14 protein-coding genes are annotated in these 24167 nt (G+C 44.7%); 2 read left to right on the plus strand and 12 right to left on the minus strand.

Features of this window, described 5'->3' with window-relative positions:
- Positions 1 to 12: 12 nt before the first annotated feature.
- The 9 genes from Q0274_RS02335 to alaS form a co-directional block, all read right to left on the minus strand.
- Entirely contained in the window at positions 13 to 630 is a 618-nt protein-coding gene (locus tag Q0274_RS02335) for a hypothetical protein (RefSeq protein WP_298027388.1), read from the minus strand.
- 133 nt (positions 631 to 763) lie between these two features.
- Positions 764 to 1207, minus strand: coding sequence for a GatB/YqeY domain-containing protein (locus tag Q0274_RS02340; protein WP_298027390.1), 444 nt, complete (start codon positions 1205 to 1207; stop codon positions 764 to 766).
- Positions 1208 to 1467: 260 nt separating this feature from the next.
- Positions 1468 to 3705 carry a nitric-oxide reductase large subunit gene (locus Q0274_RS02345; protein WP_298027391.1) on the minus strand — a complete coding sequence of 746 codons (2238 nt, stop codon included), beginning with the start codon at positions 3703 to 3705 and terminating at the stop codon, positions 1468 to 1470.
- 320 nt (positions 3706 to 4025) lie between these two features.
- The gene (locus Q0274_RS02350) at positions 4026 to 11417 is read right to left on the minus strand and encodes an Ig-like domain-containing protein (RefSeq protein ID WP_298027393.1); all 7392 of its coding nucleotides are present in this window, start codon (positions 11415 to 11417) and stop codon (positions 4026 to 4028) included.
- Positions 11414 to 11908 carry a hypothetical protein gene (locus Q0274_RS02355; protein ID WP_298027395.1) on the minus strand — a complete coding sequence of 165 codons (495 nt, stop codon included), beginning with the start codon at positions 11906 to 11908 and terminating at the stop codon, positions 11414 to 11416. Before Q0274_RS02355 ends, Q0274_RS02350 begins: the two co-directional genes overlap by 4 nt.
- 279 nt (positions 11909 to 12187) lie before the next feature.
- Positions 12188 to 14101: a transglycosylase domain-containing protein gene (locus Q0274_RS02360; RefSeq protein ID WP_298027397.1), complete on the minus strand. Its 1914-nt coding sequence runs from the start codon at positions 14099 to 14101 to the stop codon at positions 12188 to 12190.
- The gene (gene maf, locus Q0274_RS02365) at positions 14095 to 14640 is read right to left on the minus strand and encodes a septum formation inhibitor Maf (RefSeq protein ID WP_298027398.1); all 546 of its coding nucleotides are present in this window, start codon (positions 14638 to 14640) and stop codon (positions 14095 to 14097) included. The genes Q0274_RS02360 and maf overlap by 7 nt, the downstream gene beginning before the upstream one ends.
- Positions 14640 to 15149: a hypothetical protein gene (locus tag Q0274_RS02370; protein WP_298027399.1), complete on the minus strand. Its 510-nt coding sequence runs from the start codon at positions 15147 to 15149 to the stop codon at positions 14640 to 14642. Before Q0274_RS02370 ends, maf begins: the two co-directional genes overlap by 1 nt.
- Positions 15146 to 17689 (minus strand): alanine--tRNA ligase, encoded by a 2544-nt coding sequence (gene alaS, locus Q0274_RS02375; protein ID WP_298027401.1) that lies wholly within the window; start codon positions 17687 to 17689, stop codon positions 15146 to 15148. The genes Q0274_RS02370 and alaS overlap by 4 nt, the downstream gene beginning before the upstream one ends.
- Positions 17690 to 17811: 122 nt before the next feature.
- Here alaS and Q0274_RS02380 point away from each other — a divergent pair, with 122 nt between their 5' ends.
- Both Q0274_RS02380 and hemH read left to right on the plus strand, forming a co-directional pair.
- Positions 17812 to 18684: a Gfo/Idh/MocA family protein gene (locus Q0274_RS02380; protein WP_040304050.1), complete on the plus strand. Its 873-nt coding sequence runs from the start codon at positions 17812 to 17814 to the stop codon at positions 18682 to 18684.
- Positions 18681 to 19778: a ferrochelatase gene (gene hemH, locus Q0274_RS02385; protein ID WP_298027403.1), complete on the plus strand. Its 1098-nt coding sequence runs from the start codon at positions 18681 to 18683 to the stop codon at positions 19776 to 19778. The genes Q0274_RS02380 and hemH overlap by 4 nt, the downstream gene beginning before the upstream one ends.
- A gap of 15 nt (positions 19779 to 19793) precedes the next feature.
- On the opposite strand, the gene Q0274_RS02390 is transcribed toward hemH, so the two are convergent.
- The 3 genes from Q0274_RS02390 to Q0274_RS02400 all read right to left on the minus strand — a co-directional run bounded on the left by Q0274_RS02390 (position 19794) and on the right by Q0274_RS02400 (position 24111).
- Positions 19794 to 20357: a hypothetical protein gene (locus tag Q0274_RS02390; RefSeq protein WP_291936655.1), complete on the minus strand. Its 564-nt coding sequence runs from the start codon at positions 20355 to 20357 to the stop codon at positions 19794 to 19796.
- Positions 20358 to 20642: 285 nt separating this feature from the next.
- A complete protein-coding gene (locus tag Q0274_RS02395) occupies positions 20643 to 21878 on the minus strand; it encodes a nucleotide sugar dehydrogenase (protein ID WP_298027405.1) in 1236 nt (411 codons plus the stop codon).
- Positions 21879 to 22290: 412 nt separating this feature from the next.
- The gene (locus Q0274_RS02400) at positions 22291 to 24111 is read right to left on the minus strand and encodes a penicillin-binding protein 2 (protein WP_298027407.1); all 1821 of its coding nucleotides are present in this window, start codon (positions 24109 to 24111) and stop codon (positions 22291 to 22293) included.
- Positions 24112 to 24167 lie beyond the last annotated feature (56 nt).

The raw sequence follows: 24167 nt of genomic DNA on the forward strand, positions 1-24167 counted from the left end.
TCACAGCTTTTATTATCGCGGGCTATATTCCTGCATCATTACCACGGGCAGAAACAGTACCGTTCCCACAATTATTATCGGTATAGCTACGATGGTGCTTATCGTATACAATAGGGCGTTGCCCTCGCAGCGTTCAGGCCTAACCTCGATGTTTGCCGGGATCGGAGAGCGCAGCCTATCGCTTGGCTTCATTATTTCGCTAAGATTTTTGATCTGCACTACTCGCGCATCAAAGTTAAAAATAACTTCTATCTCGCCTTTTTTCTCATCGATTTCGATGCGGTTCGCTAGAGCCTTGATTTTGGCGACATCTGCACCGGCTGCAGAATTCAAAAATGCGCTGAAGCTACCGCGCACCTCGCCGTTTTTAGCATCGGTTACTTCGATCTGTACAAACTCGCGCTTAAGCCCCTTGGCGTATCCGCCGTCGTAAAATTCAGAAATTCTCTTAAGCGACGAGCCGTCCGTCAGCACATAGCTGAGTTTCTCACCTACGATGTATTCCTTGCCATCGTTTATGAAAAATGCCGTGATCTTTTCGGGCGTTTCGTTCGCCCCAGGCACTACGTTTTGTTTGCACTGGCATCCCACAAGCAGGACAGCTAGTAAAACCGCGATAAATTTTTTCATGATGATCCTTTAAAATTTTAAATTAGCGTATGAATTCCGCAGCCAAAGCTTTATCTCAAAAAATTTCAGCGGCGAAATTTTACGTCGATACAATTTAGCCGTAGCCGGACTTAAATTTAACTCCAAACGAAGGCTACTTCAGTGCCGCTTTGACTGCATCGCTCAGCCGTTTGCCGTCCACTCTTGAGCCGAGCGCTTCCTTGGCGGCTTTCATCACGCGCCCCATATCCTTTGCGCCGCTCGCACCGAGCTTGGCGATTAGCGAGCTAACCGCAGCGGCAAGCTCGGCATCGCTTAGCTGCGCGGGCAGATAAGACGCGATGATCTCGATCTCGCCCTGCTCTTTTTGCACCAGATCGTCGCGACCGCCCGCGCGGTACTGCTGCACGGAGTCGTTTCGGCGCTTGATCTCGCTTTGAAGTATGCTAAAGACGCGCTCGTCGCTAAGGCTGATGCGCTCGTCCACCTCGACCTGCTTAAGCGTGGCGTTAAGCATCCTCAGGCTGTCTCTGCGGAAGTGATCGCCGCTTTTCATCGCCGTTTTAATGTCTTCTAAAATTTGCTCTCGCACACCCATTTTTCGCTCCTTTAGATTGAAATTTCGGCGGTAATTGTAGCAAATTTAAAATTTGGCTCGGGTAAATTTAAGAGGATTAAATTTTAAAATTTTAAAGATTTAGCGCAATTTGCGGCTAAGCTTAAGACTCGCGCGGATATCGTCCGCGAAAATAAGCTCACGCACAAAAGGCTCGCGCAAAGCCGAGTAAAATTTAAAAAGCCTCGTAAGAACATAAAATTCCTGCGAGGCAAAGCGAGTAATTAAAGCCCGCGAAAGCTCTATTTAGCGCGTGAGAATATCATTCGCACGATTTGAAGCAAGAAGCACACGCTTCCTACCAAAAAGATCGTATCGCCGATGATACGCGCCCAGCGGAGCCCGTAGAGGCTGTCTTTCTGCAAAAATTCCGCGCTTCTTGCATACCACATACCCACGTCGATCGCCGCAAACGCCTGCAAAATTCCAACCGGAAGAAGCGAGATTAGTACCATCAGAAGCAGACCCGCATTTAGCGCCCAAAAGCCGATCTTCATCAGCGTATCGTCGAAGCTTTTGTCTTTGTAAATATAAAGCGCCACGAGCCACACGAAGCCAAGAGCCAAAAAGCCGTATACGCCAAATAGCGCCGTATGTGCGTGCACTGCGGTGGTGTTTAAGCCCTGAATATAAAATAGCGCAAGCGGCGGGTTGATCAAAAAGCCGAAAACGCCCGCGCCCAGCATATTCCAAAACGCTACGGCGATGAAGCAGTAAAGCGGCCATTTTAGGCGCTTAGCCCAATCCTGCGCGAATTGAAGCTTGTAGTAGTGAAACGCCTCCGAACCCAAAAGCACCAAAGGCACGACTTCAAGCGCCGAAAAGCTTGCACCCACAGCCATTATCGGCGTAGTGGTGCCCGCAAAATAGAGGTGGTGGAAGGTGCCCGGAATTCCGCCGATTAGGAAAATCGATGCGCTAGCAATCGAGGTGTAGGTGGCAAATTTCTTGCTTACTAAACCTAAGGACGCGAACACGAACGCCAAAGACGCCGTCGCGAAAACCTCAAAAAATCCCTCGACCCAAAGGTGCACGACCCACCAGCGCCAGTACTCCATCACAGGGATCGGCGAGCGCTGTCCGTAAAATAGTCCTGCGCCGTAAAAAAGCCCCACGGCGATGACCGAAGCGGTAAAGATCGCTAATAAATTCTTATCGCCCTCGGCTCTAAAGCCTGCGATAAAGCCGCGAAGCACGAGTACCATCCAGATCACAAGGCCCACGAACAGTATCAGCTGCCAAATTCTACCGAGGTCTAAATACTCGTATCCTTGATGTCCGATCCAGAAGCTGCTGCTTGGATCCATCTTGCCTGCAATCGCCATGTATTCGCCCGCGAAGCTGCCGACGACCAAGAAAAGAAGCGCATAGAAAAGCACGTCCACGCCGAGCTTTTGAAATTTAGGATCCTTGCCGCCGTTGATGATCGGCGCTAGAAACAATCCCGCCGCCAAAAAGCCAGTAGCGATCCAGAAAATGGATGCCTGCACATGCCAGGTGCGCGCTAGCGAGTAAGGGATATATTGCGAAATATCAAGCCCGAAAAAGGACTGACCCTCGATCGTGTAGTGCGCAACAAAGCCGCCGATGAAGGCCTGAAATGCAAACAGCGCAACCGCTACGAAAAGATATTTGCCAAGCGCCTTTTGCGACGGCGTAAGCGCCAAAGCGGCGATAGGATCGGCGCTAAGCTTCGCAGGAGCCTCGAAATCTTCGTCCTTTTTGCCATAGAAATTTCCAAACCACACCAGAAGACCGATGCCGGTAAGCAAAATAACGAGGCTTGCAATCGTCCAAACAACGTTTTCCGTGGTAGGGACATTGTCTATTAGCGGCTCGTGCGGCCAGTTATTGGTATAGGTCGCCTCTCCGCCCGGACGATCCGTAGAAACCGCCCACGCAGTCCAAAAGATGAAATCCACGAGCTCGGCGCGGTGTTGCTCGTTTGCGAGCGTGTTTTCCTTCATCGCGTAATCCTCGCGAAGCTTCTTAAAGCGCGGATCGTTTCCGAAAACGCCCATGTACTCGTCTTTTACGACCGCCATAGCCTTTAAGCGATCATCGCTTAGCTTAACGGTGCCGTCTTTTACGGTATTGGTGCGGTACTCGGCCTTGGTAAGCGCCTTGATCTGCGCCTTTTGCTCGTCGCTCAAAGCGTCAAATTTCACGCCGAAGCGCTCCTGCGACTTGATATCCATAAACGCAACCAGCTCCTTATGTAGCCAATCCGCGCTCCAATCAGGCGCTTGATACGCTCCGTGACCCCATATCGAGCCTACCTGCATACCACCGATGCTCTGCCAGGCCTCCTGTCCGCGGTAAATGCGCTCGGTACCGATCAACTCGTTGCCGCTAGCATCGGTAAATTTTACCACCGGCGGAGACTGCCTATATACCTCGCCGCCGTAAAAACCCAAGAAACTAAAGCCCACGATGAGTACCGCTACAAGCGCCATCCAGAGCTTTTTAAATTCTGCCATTTTCACTCCTTTAACTGAAATTAGGAGAGAATTCTACCCATTTAAATTTCTATAAGCATTGAGGCTCGTCAATAAAAAGATAAATTTTATCTGCTTAAGCTGGAATTTATTAAAGTATACTTGGAAGGAGTACGAAACGATTGAGAAAATATACGCATAAAATGGTGTAAAGATACGGTAATTAAATAGCGCCGAATTAGTTGTTTTAAATTTAAATAATCAAGCAGCATGGCGGCATGATGCACGCGCAACTTAGAGGCAAAAAAGATAGATATGCAAACAATCAAATTAGGCGAGGAATTTTCCTCGCCTAATTTTACTTAATTACTCCAGCCGCTTGCGTAAATCTGTGCGATCTGCTCATTGGAGCGGAATTTATCCTCACCGAAATTTACAAATCCTTTATCGCTCGCATAAGAATTTAGATCCTCGATGATCTTTGAAATTTTATCACTAGTGATGTAATCTCCATCGCCAAGCTCTATTCTCTCTACCGCAGATTTAGAGCTGAACTGGTTTTCTATGGTTAGGCTTTTGCCTGCGTAACGCAATACTAAATCCTTGCCGAAAACCCCGTTTCTGCTAAATGAAATTTCATCCTTGCGAGCGCCTTGTAGTTTTAGTACATCTCTGCCGCCGTCTTTTAAGCTTAAATACTCTTTATCTCTAATCACGACGCCGTCTAAACTCGCAGATACGATGTATGTATCATCGCCGTCCGAACCGATAAGCGTAGCGCGATTTGCAGTGGCTATCAGCGTATCGTTTCCCTTTTCGCCGTTTGCGATATCGCCTTCCGCCGCAAAGATCACATCGTCACCCTTGCCTGCATTGATATGGTTAAATTTACCGAGGCTAATAATGGTATCGTTTTGCTTCGAGCCGTTCAGGATGTTTTTATCACCGGATGAGACGATGGTACCTGCCGTTTTCAGAGTAGCCGTCTTTTTGAACTGATACCATTTCTTGCTTGGAAGCGCCAGGTTGGAATTTGAGATATTTATCTCGGTGCCGCCGTCAAGAAGAATTTTGCTAAGTTTCATATCTTTTGAGATGAAATAATCCTTAAGCGTCGTATTTGATCTGCCGCCATTAATGATCAGATCATTACCCGATCTTGCAAATTTAAGATCCGCCGCCCTGCTTGTAGTCAAATTTAGCGTATCACTTGCCTTACCGTCGATTACTATATTTTCGCTTCCGTCATTTATATAGCCGAGGTTTTTAAATTTAAGCGTTTTGGTAACCGAGATACCACCATCGCTAACTTCGATTTTAAATTCCTCTTCGCCTGCGGATTTTGAATTATAAAGATAACTTCCGTCGGAATTTAGCTTTAAATTTTTACTGCCGCTAATAAGCTTAAATCGAAGCACATCGCCGTCTACGTCGCTAGCTGCTATCTTACCCGCGTAGCTGAAAGTATTTTTAAGAGTGACGGTTTCATTAGGATCTTCTACGATCGGCGCATCATTTACCGGATTGATTTTTAGAGCAATCTCCTTTTCGCAGCTTAGTCCAAATTCGTTCGTAACTCTGATTTTAAGATTTTGCTCGCCGTTAAAATTTAGCGCAGGTTTTACGTGTAGCATTCCATTATCGTCCAGCTCGGTGCTCAAATTCTCATTTGTAGTTAAAATTTCAAATTTTAACGCGCCGCCTATTTTATTTTCCACTTCAAGCGCCCCAGTCAGACTCGTATCCTCATCGAAGACAAATTTTTCGCTTTTTATGTCGGGAGTTGAAACTTTTACGTTAAATTTAATCTCGCTTTCATCAAAGCTACCCCGACCGTCGCTCACTCTAATTTTGACGCTATCCTCGCCGATAAATTTATCGTTCGGGATGTATTCGTAGCTTCCGTATTCATTTATGCGGAATTTGCCATTTTCTGCGTCTTTTAAAATTTCATAGCTAAGCTTATCGCCGTCAGGATCAATTGCTTCTAAAGCGGATACAAACTGTCTTACATCGTTTAACTCGGCATTTACGAGCTTATCTTTGAATTTTACAGGATTATTTTGCGGAAGCTCCGCTTCAGATATCTCTTTAATAAACTCATCAAAACCATAAACCTTACCGTCAAAATAAAATTTTTCTATCTTGCCTTCGGTGTAACCTTTTTTTATAGTTATACCGCCTATAATTTCGGTTTTATTATATGGATTGTAGACCGAAATTTTCATATCGTCGCCCTCGCGCCTAAACTTTAGATCCTCAGGGCTTAAAAAGGCAAATCTTAACGCATCCGCTCCGCCGTCATCGTAGATGATGTCCTCACCATCGCCTAAATAGTATTCGTAGATATTCCTATCCTTCGATCCGATTAGCAGATCGTTACCGGCTCCGCCGTTAAGAATGTCTATACCGCTGCCGCTCATTAAGATGTCATTTCCTGCGCCACCGTAAATCTCGTCGTTAAAATCCGAACCCACTACGAGGTCGTTGCCCTCTTTTGACGAGATGATAACGCCCGAACGCTCTTTGCTATAATCAAAGGTCTCGCTAGTTTTATCGCCAAATACATGCTTGCCGATAACGCCCGTGATCTCGTTTCCTGAAAGACTAAATTTTATACCGGTTTTAGCCAGAAGTGACGAAATTTTATCATTGCTTAAATAACTCTTATTGAGCTTAAAAAGCGCGTAATTATAGTCTCTTTTTAACACCGATGCTAGCAGATTGATCGACAGAGCCGTTTCACTTGCATTCGCTTCACCGCTAATTATGCGAGCTAACTTTAAATTTAGAGCGTTAAACATAAGTGCGCAGCTTTTCGCATCCTCGCCAAAAAGTTTATTTGCTAAAATTTTACTGATAGAATCAAATTTTATATTCTCGTATTCTTTAAGCACCGCAGTAATTATATACGGATTCGCCCTTTGTTCTGCGCTAAGCCTTGCGCCGCGGAAAGCCTCCACAACGGAGATTTTCTTTTCGGTTTCGTCGTCTAGATCGCTAAGGGCGATGCTTTGCTTTTTGCTCGTCTCAAACCACACATCGCGTACTATGCCGCTGCTGCCGTCGCTTCTTCTAAATTCCCCGCTTGCGGTTATTTTATTGCCGTTTTCGCTTTGGGTATCCTCTGTAGTTTTTAAAGATATAGATGAAATTCCGAGCTCTTTTAGGCTTTTTACTTCGTCTTTTCCGCATTTGCCGTCGCCATTGTCTTGCCAAAGAAGTAGCTCACCGAATCTCTCGTCTCTTTCGTCGATCACGCCGTTATTATCGCTATCGAAATCCTTTAGAGCCTGCACGCCGTCCTTTGCATAGGTGCCATTTTTAAGCTTGGAATTTGATCCGAAAAGCTCGAAAGAATTATTGATAATCCCGTCTTTATTGATATCTACGGCTAAAATTCCATCGCCTTTTTCTATCCATGCGGTTTTATTTCTTCTGCCGTCATTTATATAATCAAAATATGCCTGCGAATTATCTAGCGGCGTAGATGTGATACCGTTGCCGTTAAGATCGAGCACGACTGGAGGCAGCGATAAATCCTGCGAGCCGAAATTATCGTTTAAAGCCCATTTGTCTAAAATTTTATCCATATCCGAGCTTAGCTCATCAAACGCTTTATCTACCGCACCCGCTCTGTACTCTTGCACGCTTTGTTTCAAACCATCATCGCCCGCCATAGCGTCGTTTAGCGATCTGACTTTACCGCTTCCCGCGAGGCTTGAAAGATCTCCCCCTTGCTCTGCGTCTTTTCTTTCGTAGATCGTATCCAAAGTATCCGATTTAAACCATCTGTTTTCAAAGCTAAGCTCCCCGTCGTTGGCGCCTATTTTAGCTCCTCCGGAGCCTGTATAGCCGCTACGTATATCTATACGCTCGATGCCTGCATTAGATAGTGACTTTATGCCATTTTTAGGGGTTGGGTTAGGAACGACCGGGCCGGAGTGATCTTCGTTGCCATGATCCGGTAAAATTTCGTCTTCTCCTATTTGTCTGAAGTATAGTCTTTTAAATCCCTTTGTCACTCCATCTTGAGAAAAGGTGGCGTCGCCAATGACAAGATTATCGTTTTCTTGCCTTCTATTCTCTCTAGTGTCGCCTGCATATATACTATCTATACCTAGTTCTTTTAGCGTTTTTATCTCGCTCCTTTGACTTATTCCGTCGCCGTTATCCTGCCAAACTAGAATTTCATTAAATTTATCGTCCTTTTCATCCAAAATTCCGTTATTATCACTATCGAATTTCTTTAACACCGCAAGACCTCTATTTATATAATCATTATTTCCCCATCCTTCAAATTTTTCGCCTATTAGTTCAGTGGTAGGATCAATGTATCCATCTCTATTTAGATCCATAGCAAGTAGCCCGTCACCTCGCTCTATCCAACCGCTCCTTTTAATCTCGCCATTTATATTAAATTTAGGCGAGGAATCGTCGCTTGGCGAAATAGAAGTGATACCATTATTATTTAGATCAAGCACAAAGGCATTTAAGGAGTTATGAATTACCTTATTTTCTTGGGCGCGATTATATATTTCTTTGTCATCCCAATCGGTACCATCTTGGAATATAAGTTGTAATCTTGAACCTCCCTTGATATATATCTTATCACTTAGCTCATCAAAACTCTTACCTTCCTCTTTTAGCGCTATCTCATACGATATCCAATCAAATAAATCATGATTCTTTCTAATAATAATGTCATCAGTAGTAATGCCTTCTTTAAATTCTATATTTGTATAAGCATAACCACGCCAAGATCTCCATACCTTATGACCGATTATGATATCTTTTCCATCCCCTCTACCAAATTTGAAGACATTAAAGCTACTACTTCTAGAGTCACTTTTAAAATAATCGTCTCCCTTGCCTGCGTCTATAATATTATATCCGCTACCTACTGATATCATATCATCTCCATCTCCGGCACCAATTTCATAATCGCCGTCTCCACAAACTATAATATCATTACCATCTCCGGCGTTAATTTTGCGACTATCGTCTCCACAAACTATAAGATCACTTTTATCGGTACCGTTATATAAAAAATCGAGATTTAATCTATTGCCGTCAGATAAAACAATATTTTCTACAATACCCGTAGTTTGAGCTGGCTCAGAAATAGCTCGCTTACGTCTAGAATTGGTACCCGCGGATAGATAAGCCGCATTATTAGCGATATTATTGTTTTCGGAAGCAATTGCCTCTGATGTCGCTACCGGTGCATCGCCAGCAACGGCATAATCGACTCCAAAGTTTATAGTAATTACGTCCGTTATTTTACTTAAATCCTCATCCTTGGTAGCGATACCGTTTTTGACGTAAATTTTAATAGATTCATTCGTCTTTTCGATGATTAAATTCTCTCTACTGATTCCCTCGCCAAATTTTAAGGTATCTATGCCATTCCAATCATATATGTTGACCTTACCGCTTCCTCTTTCATAGGTATAAAGAGTGTTGCCTAGGGTATCGTATTCACTCTCTTTTAGATTCACCTCGCTCGAATATCTTATTCCATTCAAATCCCAAGGCGCAGCATCGGAAACCAAATTAATCGACCTAGGATCGCTATATTCGGGCTTTTGCTTATCTAAATTTAGCTCTTTCACATCCTTATAAAAGATAACCTCTTTTACTCTTTTTAACCCCTGGTCTGTTTGCAGAGTAAGGTCTTTTGTTTTATCTCCCAAGAATGCTCTTGCCCTGTCGTCTCCATAGATGTATAAATTTATAGAGTTATCGTCATTATTTTTAATGTAGATGTAATCATAAATTTTGTCGCTTTTATCGATCTTCATATCGTGATTTCTATCATATCCGCTAAGAAGAGTATCCAAATAATTTAGAGATATCGATTTGATCGGGGAGTTGGCGTCGTTTATAGAGATCAGTTCGCCCTCATCCGTTTTGGCATTGCGATTTTTATCTATCCAGATACTTAGGCTGGAGTTATCCTTGCTATCTATAACTCCATCTTTATTTGTGTCAAAATCTCTAAGCAGAGATAAAGTATCCAAGGTGGTTTCGCCCTTGGAGTTTAAATATCTGTTGCCTATGATCTCACTGCCATTATCAACTATGCCGTTACGGTTTGTATCATTTACCAGCACCCCCTCGTCTTGCCCGAACCAATCAAGCATCCTCTCTTTAAATCCGTCGGAATTCATATCGAAATAGAGTTTATTGCCGGATTTATCAGTATCGGTAGTACCCGATAAATTTAACGCAGCTCCGCTCTGCTTGGAATTTGCATTATTCGCATTTGAAGCAAAGCCCGCCTTATCTTTATTACCGGAGCCAGGATTCTGCTCGGAGCGGTTAGGTACACACATACCGTCGGAGCAAGAGTCTGAATTGTCGTTTTCGTTCGCGGCTTGGGAATTTAATGGGTTAGAATTTGCGGGAGCGGTATTATTTACCGCCTGCGGTATCTTTGCTGTCAGCATAGAGTTAAGCTCGGGCTCGTCAGGGCATTCTACGTAAGGAATATCCGGAGTTGGTTTCTTAGAAGAAATCGAGATACTAGGAGTTGATCCTATGCCCCAAGACGCAGAGCCACCAGCTCCTCCGCCACTTCCGCCTGCTCCTGCACCTACACCGTATGAGGTAGAACTAGGCAAATTAAAGCTTAAATCAAAATTCTTGTGGGTCGGTTGAGGACATCTATCTTCTGGGAAGTCGATCAAAGTGGCATATGCCATATGTATATCATTTATACCTATAGCACTTGCCAATTCGGTATCAATAGGATCTACATAAAGCCCAAATACCTCTTTGCCCTCATAAATTCCATCCCTTACTACTTTAACCTTATAATCATATGAGGTTTGCCCCGCTTTTATAGTTATTTCGTCTTTGCTTTTAGCTTCATAATCACTTGGAGATTTCGCCGTATCGTCTATCGTAGTTACTTTTAGTTTTAAATCCTGACTTAAAGGCTTGCTTAGAGTTATTTTAAATACTGCATATTCATCTACTTGATCGTATACGATAGGGTTGGAGATGGAGAGAGTCGTTTTATCGGAGTATTTTTCTATTCTATTCGTATCGTCTAAATCAAAAAACCATTCACCTATAATATTTAAAGCAATAAAGTCATCAAAAGTTATAGAATCGTATGATATTCCATATCCTGCTTCTCTCGCATCTCTATATCCATCAGAGATAAATTTTTGATCCTTCTGGTCGTCAAGATAACCATAATTTCCCGTCTCTCTACCTATTCGCATACCTTCGTTCAAAAAATATTGAAATAGGGCTGCGCTAAATTTCTTTGGATTATTTTTCTTAATTTCTTTTGCGGCCTCATAATATTTTTTATATTTATCCTTATCACTCTCTCCGCCATCCGCAGGCATATCATTAGACATATCGTCAAAATAGCTTTTACCCTTCTTCAGGGCCTGTTCCATAATTTTTACGACTTGTTGCGCACCTGCAGCAGCCTTTGCAAAATTTTCATCTATTCCCATAGCTTGCGCTACAACTCCATAATTATAATTCCCAAAATTTTCGTATTTGCTCGACCTTCCCTCTGCTTTAGATGTCGTATCTCTTAGTTTGTAATCCATAGGCCCGCCAGATTTTACTAACTCATAAAAGGTTGTGGCACTCACATGCTTTTCTGGAAAAATGTTATGCGAAAATTTTTTCTGTGCAACTAATATTGACCTTATGGATGATACAAAAATTGCATTATTTTCTACACTAACATTTTCTGGAACTTCACCCTTAAAATTAAAATTCATTTCTTATCTCCTTGTAATAAAAGATTTTCAAATACGAATTTAATTGCCGAATATAATACGATATCTAGCATTAAGCAAAGAATATCCGCAGTCCCGTCTTGACCAAGATTAAAGCCGTCAATCAACTTAATATAAAATAGGCGCGCAACGATATAATCTATAAAAGGAAATGCTAGAAACAAAATAGATATCTTTCTTTTACTGATAAGAGAAAATATCATATAGACAGCGACGCAAAGGGTAAGAAATGTAGTAGTCATAAAAGTATATACTAAATCTCCTCCTCCTGCAGTTTTATATATTATATTCCAAATAGAAGCAGCTATACCAGACACACATTTAGAATAAAACAGACAAAATAAAACAAAGATAAGTACAAATAGGGCGCGAATTAAAAAGAGCGGAATCGGCTTATTTATAAATGCGCCACCGGAGTGAAAAATATCGGTAATCTTATCAGATTCATATTCCCATTTTTTCGCTGTCGTCATAATTAATTCCTTTTAACTTAAAAATCTCTATTATTCTTTTAGCTTCGTCGTTTTGCATATTGCCTTGAATAAATACCCAAAAAATTCTACTTCTCTCTACTAGATAAATTTCATTACCCAGCCATTCGGGATTTTTTCCAATCGTCTTTGCAAATTTTATTCTAAATATTACTATCCCTCAGCTTAAACTCATATATAAATCTTAAATTAAATAGCTTTAAAATTAATGCTAAAAATTTCAGAGCAAATTTCATCAACGCTATTAGCATTTATTATCTTTTAAAACGTCGATCCGTCGCTACTACTTTCGCGAGGTTTAGGAAGTGGCGAAATTTTAGTATAATACTCCTCCTTGCCGTTGTATTGGCGGCTAAAAACGCCGTCCGGGACGGTGAAGTTGCGCTTGGTTTGCGGATATTCTTTTAAATAGGCATCTAAAAATTTTGCAAACACCGGTGCTGCAGTGCGACCGCCGCCCTCGACCTTTCGCATAGGTTTATAATCGTCGTTGCCGTACCAGATGATGATCTGCAAATCGGGCGTAAAGCCGCAAAACCACGCATCTATGCTATCATTTGAGGTGCCTGTTTTACCCGCTATGTCGATGCCTTGCACGCGCGCGCGAGTACCGGTGCCGCGCTGCACGATATTTTTTAATAGCGTAGTCATCAGATACGCCTGTTCAGGGCGCAGCACGCGGCGGCGCTCAGGCTCGATAAAGCGAGTTTTGCCGTCCTTATCGGTAATCGAAACGATAAATTTTGATTTTGCAGTAATCCCAAGCCCCGGGAACATCGAATACATCGTGGAGTATTCAAGCGGCGAAATTCCGTAGCTGCCGATAGCCACTGACAGGGCTGGTGGAACGTTTTTAAAGCCGAACTCGCCAAGCTTTTTTACCGCGCGATCGACGCCGATAGATTGCATCAGATTGATCGAGGCAAGGTTGCGCGAGCGAGTTAAAGCTTCTTTGATCGTGATGTAGCCGCTGTAAGTCTTGTCGTAATTTTTCGGCTTCCACGTTTTATCGCTGCCATCGTCGAATTCTCTAGCTATATCGGGTACTTCGGTCATCGTCGAGTAGCCCATATCAAGGGCGATTTGATAGACGAAAGGCTTGAAGCTGGAGCCGGTTTGGCGCTGGGATTGGCTGGCACGATTGAAATTTGATTTCGCGTAATCCACGCCGCCTACTAAGGCTAAAATTTCGCCGTTTTGCGGATGCGTGACAACCATAGCACCGTTTACGTTGCTTGCATTGGCGTCTTTGTTGCGCTTTAAAATTTCATTGTAGCCGAAAACTAATGCCTCTTGCGCCATCGCCTGCGCCTTTAGATCAAGGCTCGTATCTATGCGGTATCCGCCCGTGCGGACGTCCGGTAGAATTTTTTCGGCTTCTTTTATAATCTCATCTACGGCATACGGCGCTACGTTTTGCGTGAGCGTTTCGTTGTAGATCGTAGGCTGTTCGTTCATCGCAAGCTCATATTCGGTCTTATTTATCCAGCCGAGCTCATGCATCCTATAAATCACGTTGTTGGCGCGCGAAAGCGACAAATCCAGGTGCTTAGTAGGATCAAAGCTGCTAGGAGCTTTCGGTAAGCCCACTAAAATCGCGATCTCTTTAAGGCTTAAATCTTGCAAATCCTTTTTAAAATATCCTAAAGCCGCCGTGCGGATGCCGTAATATCCGTGTCCGAAATACACTTCGTTGAAGTAACGCTCTAGAATTTGTTCCTTGCTTAGAGCGTTTTCTATCTTAAGCGATAGGATCGCTTCTTTAATCTTGCGATCAAGCTTCTTTTCGCTCGAAAGAACTAAATTTCGCGTGATCTGCTGCGTAATCGTGGAAGCCCCTTCGACAAATTTCATCGCTTTGACATCCTTAATAATCGCCCTAAAAATCGCCTCGACATTCACACCGCCGTGTTCGAAAAACGCCGTATCCTCGATAGCTACGAGCGCCTCGATCACGCGGCCCGGGATCTCGTCAAATTTTACGTAAATTCTATTTTGTTCATTAAAAACGTTGGCTATCAAATTGCCGTTGCGGTCATAAATTTTAGTCGTAAGCTCGGGATGATAATCGATGATCGAGTCCGATTCCAAGCGGATTTGCGAGTAAAAATACAAAAAAATTCCGCCTGCAGCAAACGCGCAAACCGTAATAAAACTAAATAAAACTCTTACCATACAAACCTCTTTAAAATTTCCAGATCAAGCCCCATCGCCGTGAATTTTGACCCACGCGAGCTTTTGATATATTTTTCGTTAAAGCCTTCGATACTCATCGCACCCGCCTTGCCACGCCAATCGCCGCTAGCGATATAACCTTTTAAATCCGCTTCATTAAATTCCGCAAATTCAAAGCTTGCGACGCTAAGCGCCGAAAGCTCTAGCGCCTTACTGCAAAAAATCATCGCAGTATAAACGGCGCAGCTAGCACCGCTTTGAGCTCGCAGCATCCTTAACGCGTCCGCTTCATCACGTGCCTTGCCTAAAATTTTACCGCCGGTAAGTACGGAGCTATCGGCAAACAGCACTCTATCATAATTTTTATAAATTTTAAAAAACTGCGTTTTTTTGGCTACGGCAACGCGGTAAGCATAGGTGCGTGCATCGTCCTTCCTAATGCCGCTTTCGTCGAAATTAAAAGGAATTTGCGTAAATTCTACGCCGTTATCCTTTAGAATTTGCGCTCTAGTAGGCGAGCTGGAAGCTAAATAAATCATCAAAACTCGCCCACCGTCACGCCTAGATAAACGCAAATCAGCGTAACTACGATATTTAGCGGGATGAAATATTTAACAACGATGATTAAATGCTCATTCGCCTCAAGCTCATCGCCCGCATCCAAAGCTCGCTTCAAAGATAAAATTTTATAATGCATGTAGATAAAATTTAGTAGTATAAAGCCGGCGCCAGCCCACAGCGTGGCAATCGCACCTTTTACCATAGGATCTGAAAATTTAAAACTTCCGCCGTCCGCAAGAAAAAATCCACTTACGCAAACGATCACCAAAAATAGCGCAAAGAACTGCTCATAGCGTTTCATATATCGCAAAATTTCTGTAAATTTTACATCTTTCGCATCCGCTTGGCTTTTACTGCTTAAATTCATAAAAATTCGCGCGATCAAAAATACGCAGATCTGCGCGCAGATCAAAAAAATCACGCTTAAAATGTGAATCAACGGCAAAATTTGCGAGGCTTTGATGAAGCCGGTATCGATTTCGTTCAAATTTTACCTTTTGCGTAAGAGATCGCCTCTTTGATCGCTTCTTCGATTTTTAGCACGTCCCTGCCGCCTGCGGTCGCAAAATCATCGCGTCCGCCGCCGCCGCCGCCTAAAATTTGCGCCGCGAGCTTAACCCATTCGCCCGCTTTAATAGGCGCGTTTTTAACGCCTGCCGCGATTGAAATTTTGCCGTCTGAGCCCACTTGCATCAGCATTATCGCCGCCTTTTCGTGGCTATTTTTAAACTCATCTATCATAGTTTTTATATCACCGCTTTCGACCGAGACTACGCAAAGTTTGGTATCACCGACATTTAAAAAAGCCAGTGCATGGGAACTGCTTGCATGCTTGATCTGATCTTTTAGCGATCTGATCTCATCTTTTAATTTCTCAATCGCGCGGAGAGGCTCAATCCCTTTTAGCTCTGCAGAAATTTCAGCAAGCTTAGCGCGATTTTGAAGCGCCAAATTTAAAGCGGCGCGCGAACAAACCGCCTCGATACGCCTAACACCCGCACTTACGCCGCTTTCTTTGACTATAAAAAACGGTCCTATCTCGCTTAAATTACGCACGTGAATTCCGCCGCAAAGCTCCTTACTAATCTCTCCGAAGCTCACGACGCGCACTTTTGAGCCGTATTTTTCGCCAAAAAGCGCAATCGCGCCGCTGTTTTTAGCGTCATCTATATCCATAATCTCAGTTTTTGCCGCACAGCCCTTGCAAACGGCATTATTTACAAATTCCTCGATTTTAGCTAGCTCCTCGTCGCTAAGTGCCTTAGGATGCGAGAAGTCAAATCTTAAGCGGTCTGCTTCGACTAAGCTTCCTGCTTGAGCTATATGAGCCCCTAGCACCGCACGAAGCGCCGCGTGTAAAAGGTGCGTCGCGCTGTGATGACGTGCAATCTGCTCACGCTCCTCAGAAACCTTGAGCCCGACGATATCGCCAATTTTCAGGTTACGATTAAGGCGCAAGTGGGATAAATTTAGCCCATAAAATTTCTGTGTATCAAACACATCGGCTATGGACTCCACTTCGCCGCTATCGCCCGTCTGACCGCCGCTTTGTGCATAAAACGGAGTGACATCAAACATCGCCCAGCCGATATCGCCGGCTTTTAGCTCATCCACTTCCGCAAAATCCTCGTTAAGTAGCGCTAAAACCTTGCTCGTGCGACTAAGCTCTTCGTAACCGCTAAATTTATTCTCGCCGAATTTCTCTAACAGCGCCTTGAAATCGCCACGGACGTTTTTATCGCCACTGCCCTTCCATGCGGCTTTAGCTATCTGCCTTTGCTCGCTCATAAGCGCGTCAAATTTAGCCTCATCCACGCGCAAATTTTTCTCGCGCAGCATATCGGCGGTCAGATCGAGCGGAAAGCCGTAGGTATCATATAACTTAAACGCGACCTCGCCGCTAAAAATTTCTTTAGTGCGCGCAAGCTCCTCGTTAAAAAGCTCGATGCCATTTGCCAAAGTGGCGAAAAACCGCTCCTCTTCGAGCTTGATCTGCTCCTTTACGGCTTGCTTTTTTTCGTTCAGATAGGCGTAGTGCCCGCCCATCAGCTCGCATACTTTATCCACAAGGCGATACATAAATGGCTCTTTGATGCCGAGCAAATAGCCATGGCGAACGGCACGGCGCAGAATTCTACGCAAAACATATCCCCTGCCCTCGCGGTTAAAATTTGTTCCCTGTGCTAGCAAAAACGTAACCGAACGGATATGATCGGCGATGACGCGATAGCTTGCGCCGCCTTCATAAACGTAAGGCTTGCCGCAAAGCTTTGCAACCTCGTCGATTAGCGGCATAAAAAGCGAGCTGTCGTAGTTGCTAAATTTGCCCTCTTTAATCGCTGTGACGCGCTCAAGCCCCATGCCAGTGTCGATGCTAGGCTTTGGAAGCGGGCTAAGTTTGCCGTCTTTGCTGCGCTCGTACTGCATGAAAACTAAATTCCAAATCTCCAAAAAGCGGTCGCCGTCGCCGCCCATATAATCCTCGGGCGAGTGAAAATGCTCCTCACCCTGATCGTAAAAAATTTCGCTGCACGGTCCGCACGGTCCGGTATCGCCCATCGCCCAAAAGTTATCGTGATCGCCGAAGCGGTAGATGCGCTCCTGCGCTATGTGGCGTGCCCAGAACTCGTAAGCTTCGTCGTCCTTTTCATGCACGGTGACATAGAGTTTGTCTTTTGGAAGCTTTAAAATTTCAGTGATAAACTCCCACGCATAGGCGATCGCCTGCTCTTTGAAATACTCGCCGAAGCTAAAATTTCCAAGCATCTCAAAAAACGTATGATGGCGCGCGGTGTAGCCGACGTTGTCTAGGTCGTTGTGTTTGCCGCCGGCGCGGATGCAGGTCTGACAGCTCGTGCGGATAGGCGGCGTCGGACGCGGAACGGCTCCTGTAAATATGCTTTTAAACGGCACCATGCCCGCGTTGGTAAAAAGCAAGCTATCATCATCCGGCACCAACGGCGCACTAGGGATGATCTGATGCCCCTTGCTTGCAAAGAAATTTAAATATTCGCTTCTAATATCCATGATTTGTCCTGATTTCAAGTTAAATTTTAAAGGCGCATTTTAGCTAAATTAGATTTTAAAAATTATAAATTTTAACCATTCTTAGTTATAATGGCGCGAAAGATTAAATTTAGGGCATGGCGATGAAAAAAAAGATAGCGATCATAGGCATGGGCGAGCTTGGTCAAAAGCACTTCAGCGAGCTAAGAAGGAGCGATTATTTCGAGCTTGTAGCGCTTTATCATAAGGGCAGCAGTGAAAATTTCGGCCCGCGCTATCCGATCTTTGATAATCTAACCGATCTTTTTAACGTCGCTAAGCCCGACGCCGTAGTCATCACAGCTCCCCCGCCATCGCATAAAGAGCTGATTTTAAAATGCCTGCCGTTTACTAAAAATATCTTTGTAGAATCTCCGCTCGCACAAAGCCTAGCCGAAGCTAGAGAGATAAACTACGCAGTCACTACTAACGGCACGCGCCTAGCCGTAGGCTACTCCGACCGCTACAATCCTGTCATCGTATCCTTGCTACGCGAGCTAGCCAAGGGGGATAAAATTTTTTCGATGAGCTTCGTAAGCGGTTTTGCAAACGATGATAGAGCAGATATCGTCGCCAATGCCCTTTTTAGAGATATCGATCTTGTGCGGCTGCTTTCTCACAGCGAGATCGCCTGCATAGAACTTAGCAAAAATATCTCTAAAGAGCGCACTCTAGCCGCATGCGCTACGCTTCACACAAAAAGCGGCTGCTATTGCACGCTAATGCAGTCCAATCTCTATCCGATCAGACGCCACGGTATCGAGATTTGCACCGACAGCGGCGTGTATTTCGGCGATCTAATCTCAATAACTCTTTTTAAAATTACGCCTGACGGGCGCGTGAATCTGCGCGTCGATCGCGATGACTTTTCGCTGCGCCGCGAACACGAAGCGTTTTGCGCGATGTGTGACAGCAGTACTAATGCAGGTCTTGCAAGCGTAGAGGATGCGATAAAAATACGAGAAATCATCTCATGAAAAAAGCCCTAATTTTACTCAACATGGGCGGTCCTAACAATCTGAGCGAGGTTGAAATTTTTTTAAAAAATATGTTTAACGACCCCTTTATTTTGAGCATTAAAAGTGGTTTTTGGCGCAGCGTTTTAGCCGCAATCATTGTAAAAAGTAGAGCGGCGGCGGCGCGTAGCAACTACGAAAAACTGGGCGGGCGCTCGCCAATATGCTCCATTACCGCCGCTCTTTGCGAGCGGGTAAATGAACTAGCGCGAGCCGAATTAAGCGCGCGGTTAAAATTTGAAGGTGCGGCGAGTGTAAGCGCTGCAAATGAACCGCCGCAAGACATTTCATTGCAGAGCAAGCCGTCGCAAGACGTCCCGACGCACGGCGAGCTGCTACAAAATGAGGCGTCGCAGGATGAAAAACCGATAGACGAGCTAATTTGCAATTATGCGATGAATTACACGCCGCCATTTGCGGAGGATGTGTTTAAAAAATATGCGGATTTTGACGAGATAATTTTGATGCCTTTGTATCCGCACTTCTCAAAAACTACGGTGCAATCGAGCCTGTGCTCTGCCGAAGCGGCGCTTAAACAGCTCGGTATAAAAAATTATAAAACCATTGACATCTTCTACGACAACGCCGCTTACAACGAAATTTTATTAAATTTAATCGCGGGGCGCGTCGCAAATTTAAGCGCGGATGAAATTTCTCAAATTTCGCTCATATTTTCTGCACATTCGCTGCCGGTAAAAATGATCACCGCGGGCGATCCCTACGAGGCGCAGGTAAAGGCGCACGTGGAAATTTTAAAAGATCTATTGGCTGCGCGCGGGATTAAATTTAAAGAGATTATCTTGGGGTATCAATCGCGCCTTGGCCCCGTGAAGTGGCTAGAGCCCAACGTAGCGGACGTTTTGCGGGATCTGCAGAGCAAAAAAGCGCTCATATTTCCGATCGCGTTTTGCGTGGATAATTCCGAAACCGATTTTGAGCTGGATATTTTTTATCGAGCCAGGGCGCGCGAGCTAGGTTATGAATACTACGAAGTGTGCAAATGCCCAAACTCCGGCGAGGATTTTGCAAAATTTATACTCGCGCAAGCGCTGTAAATTTAGAGATTAAATTTAATCTTTTAGTTTGGATTTTTTATATTCTATATGAAGCTTGAAAGTAAATATAAAAGCTATTAGAACTAAAATTATACCAGCTATAACGCTAGTTTTTCTTCCTTTGTAGAGATAGCTCATGTTTGTCGTATCTTTAAATAAAACCAAACCATCATCGCAGCGGCTCAGCTTATTCAATACAAAATCAGACATATTTATGATTATACATCGATTAAATACATATTCTTTAAAAAATATATCACAAATATATGTTCCTTCTGAAATTTTTACATCTACAAAGCGTCTAGTGATGATTTTATTATTATTTTGGATTGACACTACACAATTGGCTTTCGTACGATAATGTCCTTTGTGCCTTTTAAGTTCTTTTATAGTACCGGAAAATACGAATGGATCTCTTATGCTTTGAGTACTTGGTACGATAGAGTAGGAGTACAAGAGAAGTATCGGTGCGATAAATGAAACGCAAACAACGATTAGCGTTATAAAAGTGTGTTTCCGATCGAAGCCGAATTTAATCAAATCATACCAATAATCTACGTAGTAAAGCGGGTTTTTCATTGTATTCCTTTAGTAGCTTTTGGCAAATCAGAATATTCTTGTAGCGATTTAAAACCACCTGTAATAAGTACACCTTTTATCAACACTTCCTCTACTCATATATATCTCCTTTATTAAAATTAAGGCATTGGAATTTTGAGCGTCAGAATTTTCCTGCAAGCCTCGCTCTAAATTTTGACGCCGCCCATCTAAAAGTCTCTTTAACTTTTCAAGCCTTGCCTCGTTCATCCTTATCCCCGCTAAGCTACTGATTTAGAAGTCTAAATTTAAACCCCAAGCTAAATTTCAGAGCTTTCCTTGCGCGCCTTTATAGACGTTTTTTACGTCATAAACCAGCGAACCTGCGTAATCAAGCTCGAAAAATTGCTTATGCGCCACGGCGATTACTACGCAGTCGAATTCGCGCAAATCGGGCTTTTGCAGCAGGTCGATGTCGTAGTACCTCTTAGCATCGGCGGCGCTCGCCCAAGGATCATAGACGCTTACTTCGCAGCCGAAATTTTTAAGCTCGCTTATCATATCCACGACGCGCGTATTGCGGGTGTCGGGGCAGTTTTCTTTAAACGTCAGCCCCAAGATCAAGACCTTCGCGCCCTTTACCTTTTCGTCGTATTTTATCATCATCTTGACGACCTCCGTAGCGACGTAGCTTCCCATATTATCGTTAATGCGGCGGCTTGAGAGGATGATTTCGGGGTGATAGCCCACCTCGGTCGCCTTCTGCGCCAGATAATACGGATCGATGCCGATGCAGTGTCCGCCCACGAGGCCCGGACGGAAGCTTAAGAAATTCCACTTCGTAGCCGCCGCGTCGATGACGTCGTTGGTGTTGATACCGAGCTTGCCGAACAGGATCGCAAGCTCGTTGATAAAGCCGATATTGATATCGCGCTGGGTGTTTTCGATCACCTTCGCGGCCTCTGCGACTTTGATGCTGCTGGCGCGAAAGGTGCCATTTTGCAGGATGCTAAGATAGACGCTATCTACGACGTCCAAAGCCTCCGCAGTGCTTGCCGAGACGATCTTTTTGATCTTAGTGACGGTGTGAATTTTATCGCCGGGATTGATCCGCTCGGGCGAATATCCGCAGAAAAAATCGCGGTTAAATTTAAGCCCGCTTGCGCGCTCTAAAACCGGCACGCAGTCCTCCTCCGTAGCGCCCGGATAGACGGTGCTTTCATACACGACGATGTCGCCCTTTTTAAGCACGGCTCCGACGCTTTCGCTGGCCTTGATTAGCGGCGTGAGATCGGGACGATTTAGCCTATCTACGGGCGTCGGTACGCACACGATGTAAAAATTGCTCTGCCTCATATCATCTAGATTTGCGCTAAATTTAAGCCCGTTTTGAATCGCCGCAGCAAGCTCCTCGTCGCTAAGCTCCAGCGTGCGATCGTGCCCGCCGCGCAGCTCGTCTATGCGGTCCTGAGCTACGTCAAAGCCCACCACTTCGTGCTTTGCCGCAAACGCCGCCGCCAAAGGAAGCCCAACGTAGCCAAGCCCGATTATCGCTATTTTCATTTTTCCCTCATTCGCTTTCATATTTTCCTCTTTTCTTTGCGTTAAATTTCATCGTTAAACCTTGCCGTTAAACTCGTTAAATTTCGCAGCTGCACGGGCATACGACGCGAATTTAATAGCGCTGCGTCTTTAAATTTAAGCAGCTAAGCTCGCTCGCCGTTTTACTTGCGCTACTTGCGCGGCAAATTTAAAATTTTGCCTTGACGCGGAATTTTACGCCACGTAGAATTCCGCATCACGATAAAATTCCATCGCCGTGCCGTTAAAATTTGCGCCGCGAAATTCTATGCCGCCAAAATTCCGCGCCGTAAAATTTAAACGCCGATAAATTCAAAAAAGCCGCGCCGAATTTCGCGAATTTTCGTCGCCGCAAGCCGCAAAATTTTAAAAAACCTCGCGAAATTTAGCAAATTTAATCTTTAATTTCAACTGCCTCATCCTTGATTTCGACCTTTTGCGTAGCGTTTGCGTCAGCTGCGGGCTTTAGATAGCCCTCCTCTATCAAAATTCCTACCGCTCGCTTAAAGATCGGCAGCGCATTTTGAGCGGCGTAGTAGCTGCCTCTTTTAGGCTCGCGCACCAAAACGCCGATCGTGTAGCTGGTGTCCGCGTCGTTGGCAAAGCCGAAAAACGAGCTATTATAGGCGCTCGAATAGCCGCCTCCCTTGGCGATACGCGCAGTGCCCGTCTTGCCGCCGATTTGCAGCCCCGCTACCCGCCCCTTGCGCCCAGTGCCGCTCTCAACCGTTTTGATTAAAATTCCTTTAATCACGTCGGCGGTAGGTTTAGAGATTACCTGGCGGGTTTCGCTTTCGTTGACGATGTAAGTTTTGCCGTTATTTTCTAGATTTTCGACTAGACGCGGGCTAATCATGACGCCGCCGTTGTTAAAGACGGTGTAGGCATTAAGCATCTGAAGGAAGGTCATCTGCGCGCCGTAGCCGTAGCTGATAGTGGCTTTGTAAATTTTATTATTCAGGCTTTTGATGCTTGGGATATTTCCACTTTGCTCATACGGCAGATCGATACCCGTTTTTTGCGACATACCAAAGTTCATCAGCCCGTCATAAATAGCCTGCCCCTCCAGCCGCTCTGAAATTTTAATCATTCCGATATTTGAGCTGTGGATGATGATCTCCTCGCCGCTCATCTGCTTAGCCGGGTGCGTGTCGCGGATCGTGCGAGTACCAAGCTTATAGCTGCCGTTATAGGTATTGATGATCTCGCCCGGTTTGACAGCTTTGGCGTCATAGGCGATTGCGAAAATTATCGGCTTCATAATCGAGCCCACTTCGTATGCGTATTCGCTCGCGGTAAAATTTAAATTCTTAAGATCGTTTTTTGTGATGTTTGAGGGATCATAGCGGGCATTGGTCGCGAGGGATAAAATTTTGCCCGTTTTGGAGTTCATAATGCCCACTACGATTTCGCGCGCGTCGTAATTATCAGCGCCTTCATCGCTTAGGTGCTCTATCTTTCTTTGCAGCGTTAGCGGCACGCTTAGACGGACGTTATAGCCGTCGATCCTACCCGTTTTTTTGCTGCTGCGCTCTAGAATGATGTTGCCGCCGATATCGCGCGGGCCCACGATAAACTCATCTCTAACCGGCGCTAGATAATACTCGTAGTACTTCTCGATCCCTTTGATGCCGCTAACCTTGGTGATACCATCAACCTCTTTTTTATTGATATAGCCGATTAACGGAGTGAGCGAATCGCCGACATTGTAACTGCGCTTTTCGCCGCTTTCGCTCACGCTCATGCGGATAGGCGGATTTAGCCTGCCGTTTGAGCCTATGAAACTAACAAAGACCTTTTTTAAATTTAGCTTATATGCAAGCTCTTTTAGATGCACGGCGGTTTTGGCGTCGATCTTATACGACAGCACGGTCGTGCCGCCAGAGCCCTCGATCGCGCTTTTGACGCGCTTTTCACTATCGCCCGTGTAGATGCAGTATAGACGCACGAAAAGATCAAGCTTGTTTTTATCGATGCTGCGCGCATCGACGCTAACTTTGTAGAGTTTGACAGAATTTGCCGCGACGTAGTTATCTTTTGCGATTATCGCGCCGCGGATCGCGCTGTTGGTTTCATTGACATCCAGGCGCGGTAACTTGCGCTCGGTGCTGCCCCAAAAATATAAAATCGCCAAAAATACGAAAAGCGCCGCTGGCACGAATATAAACATCACAATAATCATACCGACTGAGGAGCTTTTATCTCTTTGCCACATCTTATTTCTTTAAAATTCTAAATTCCGCGCGTTTTCGTGCTACCGCATCTCAAGCT

Source organism: uncultured Campylobacter sp., from assembly GCF_937973075.1.
Lineage (GTDB): Bacteria > Campylobacterota > Campylobacteria > Campylobacterales > Campylobacteraceae > Campylobacter_B.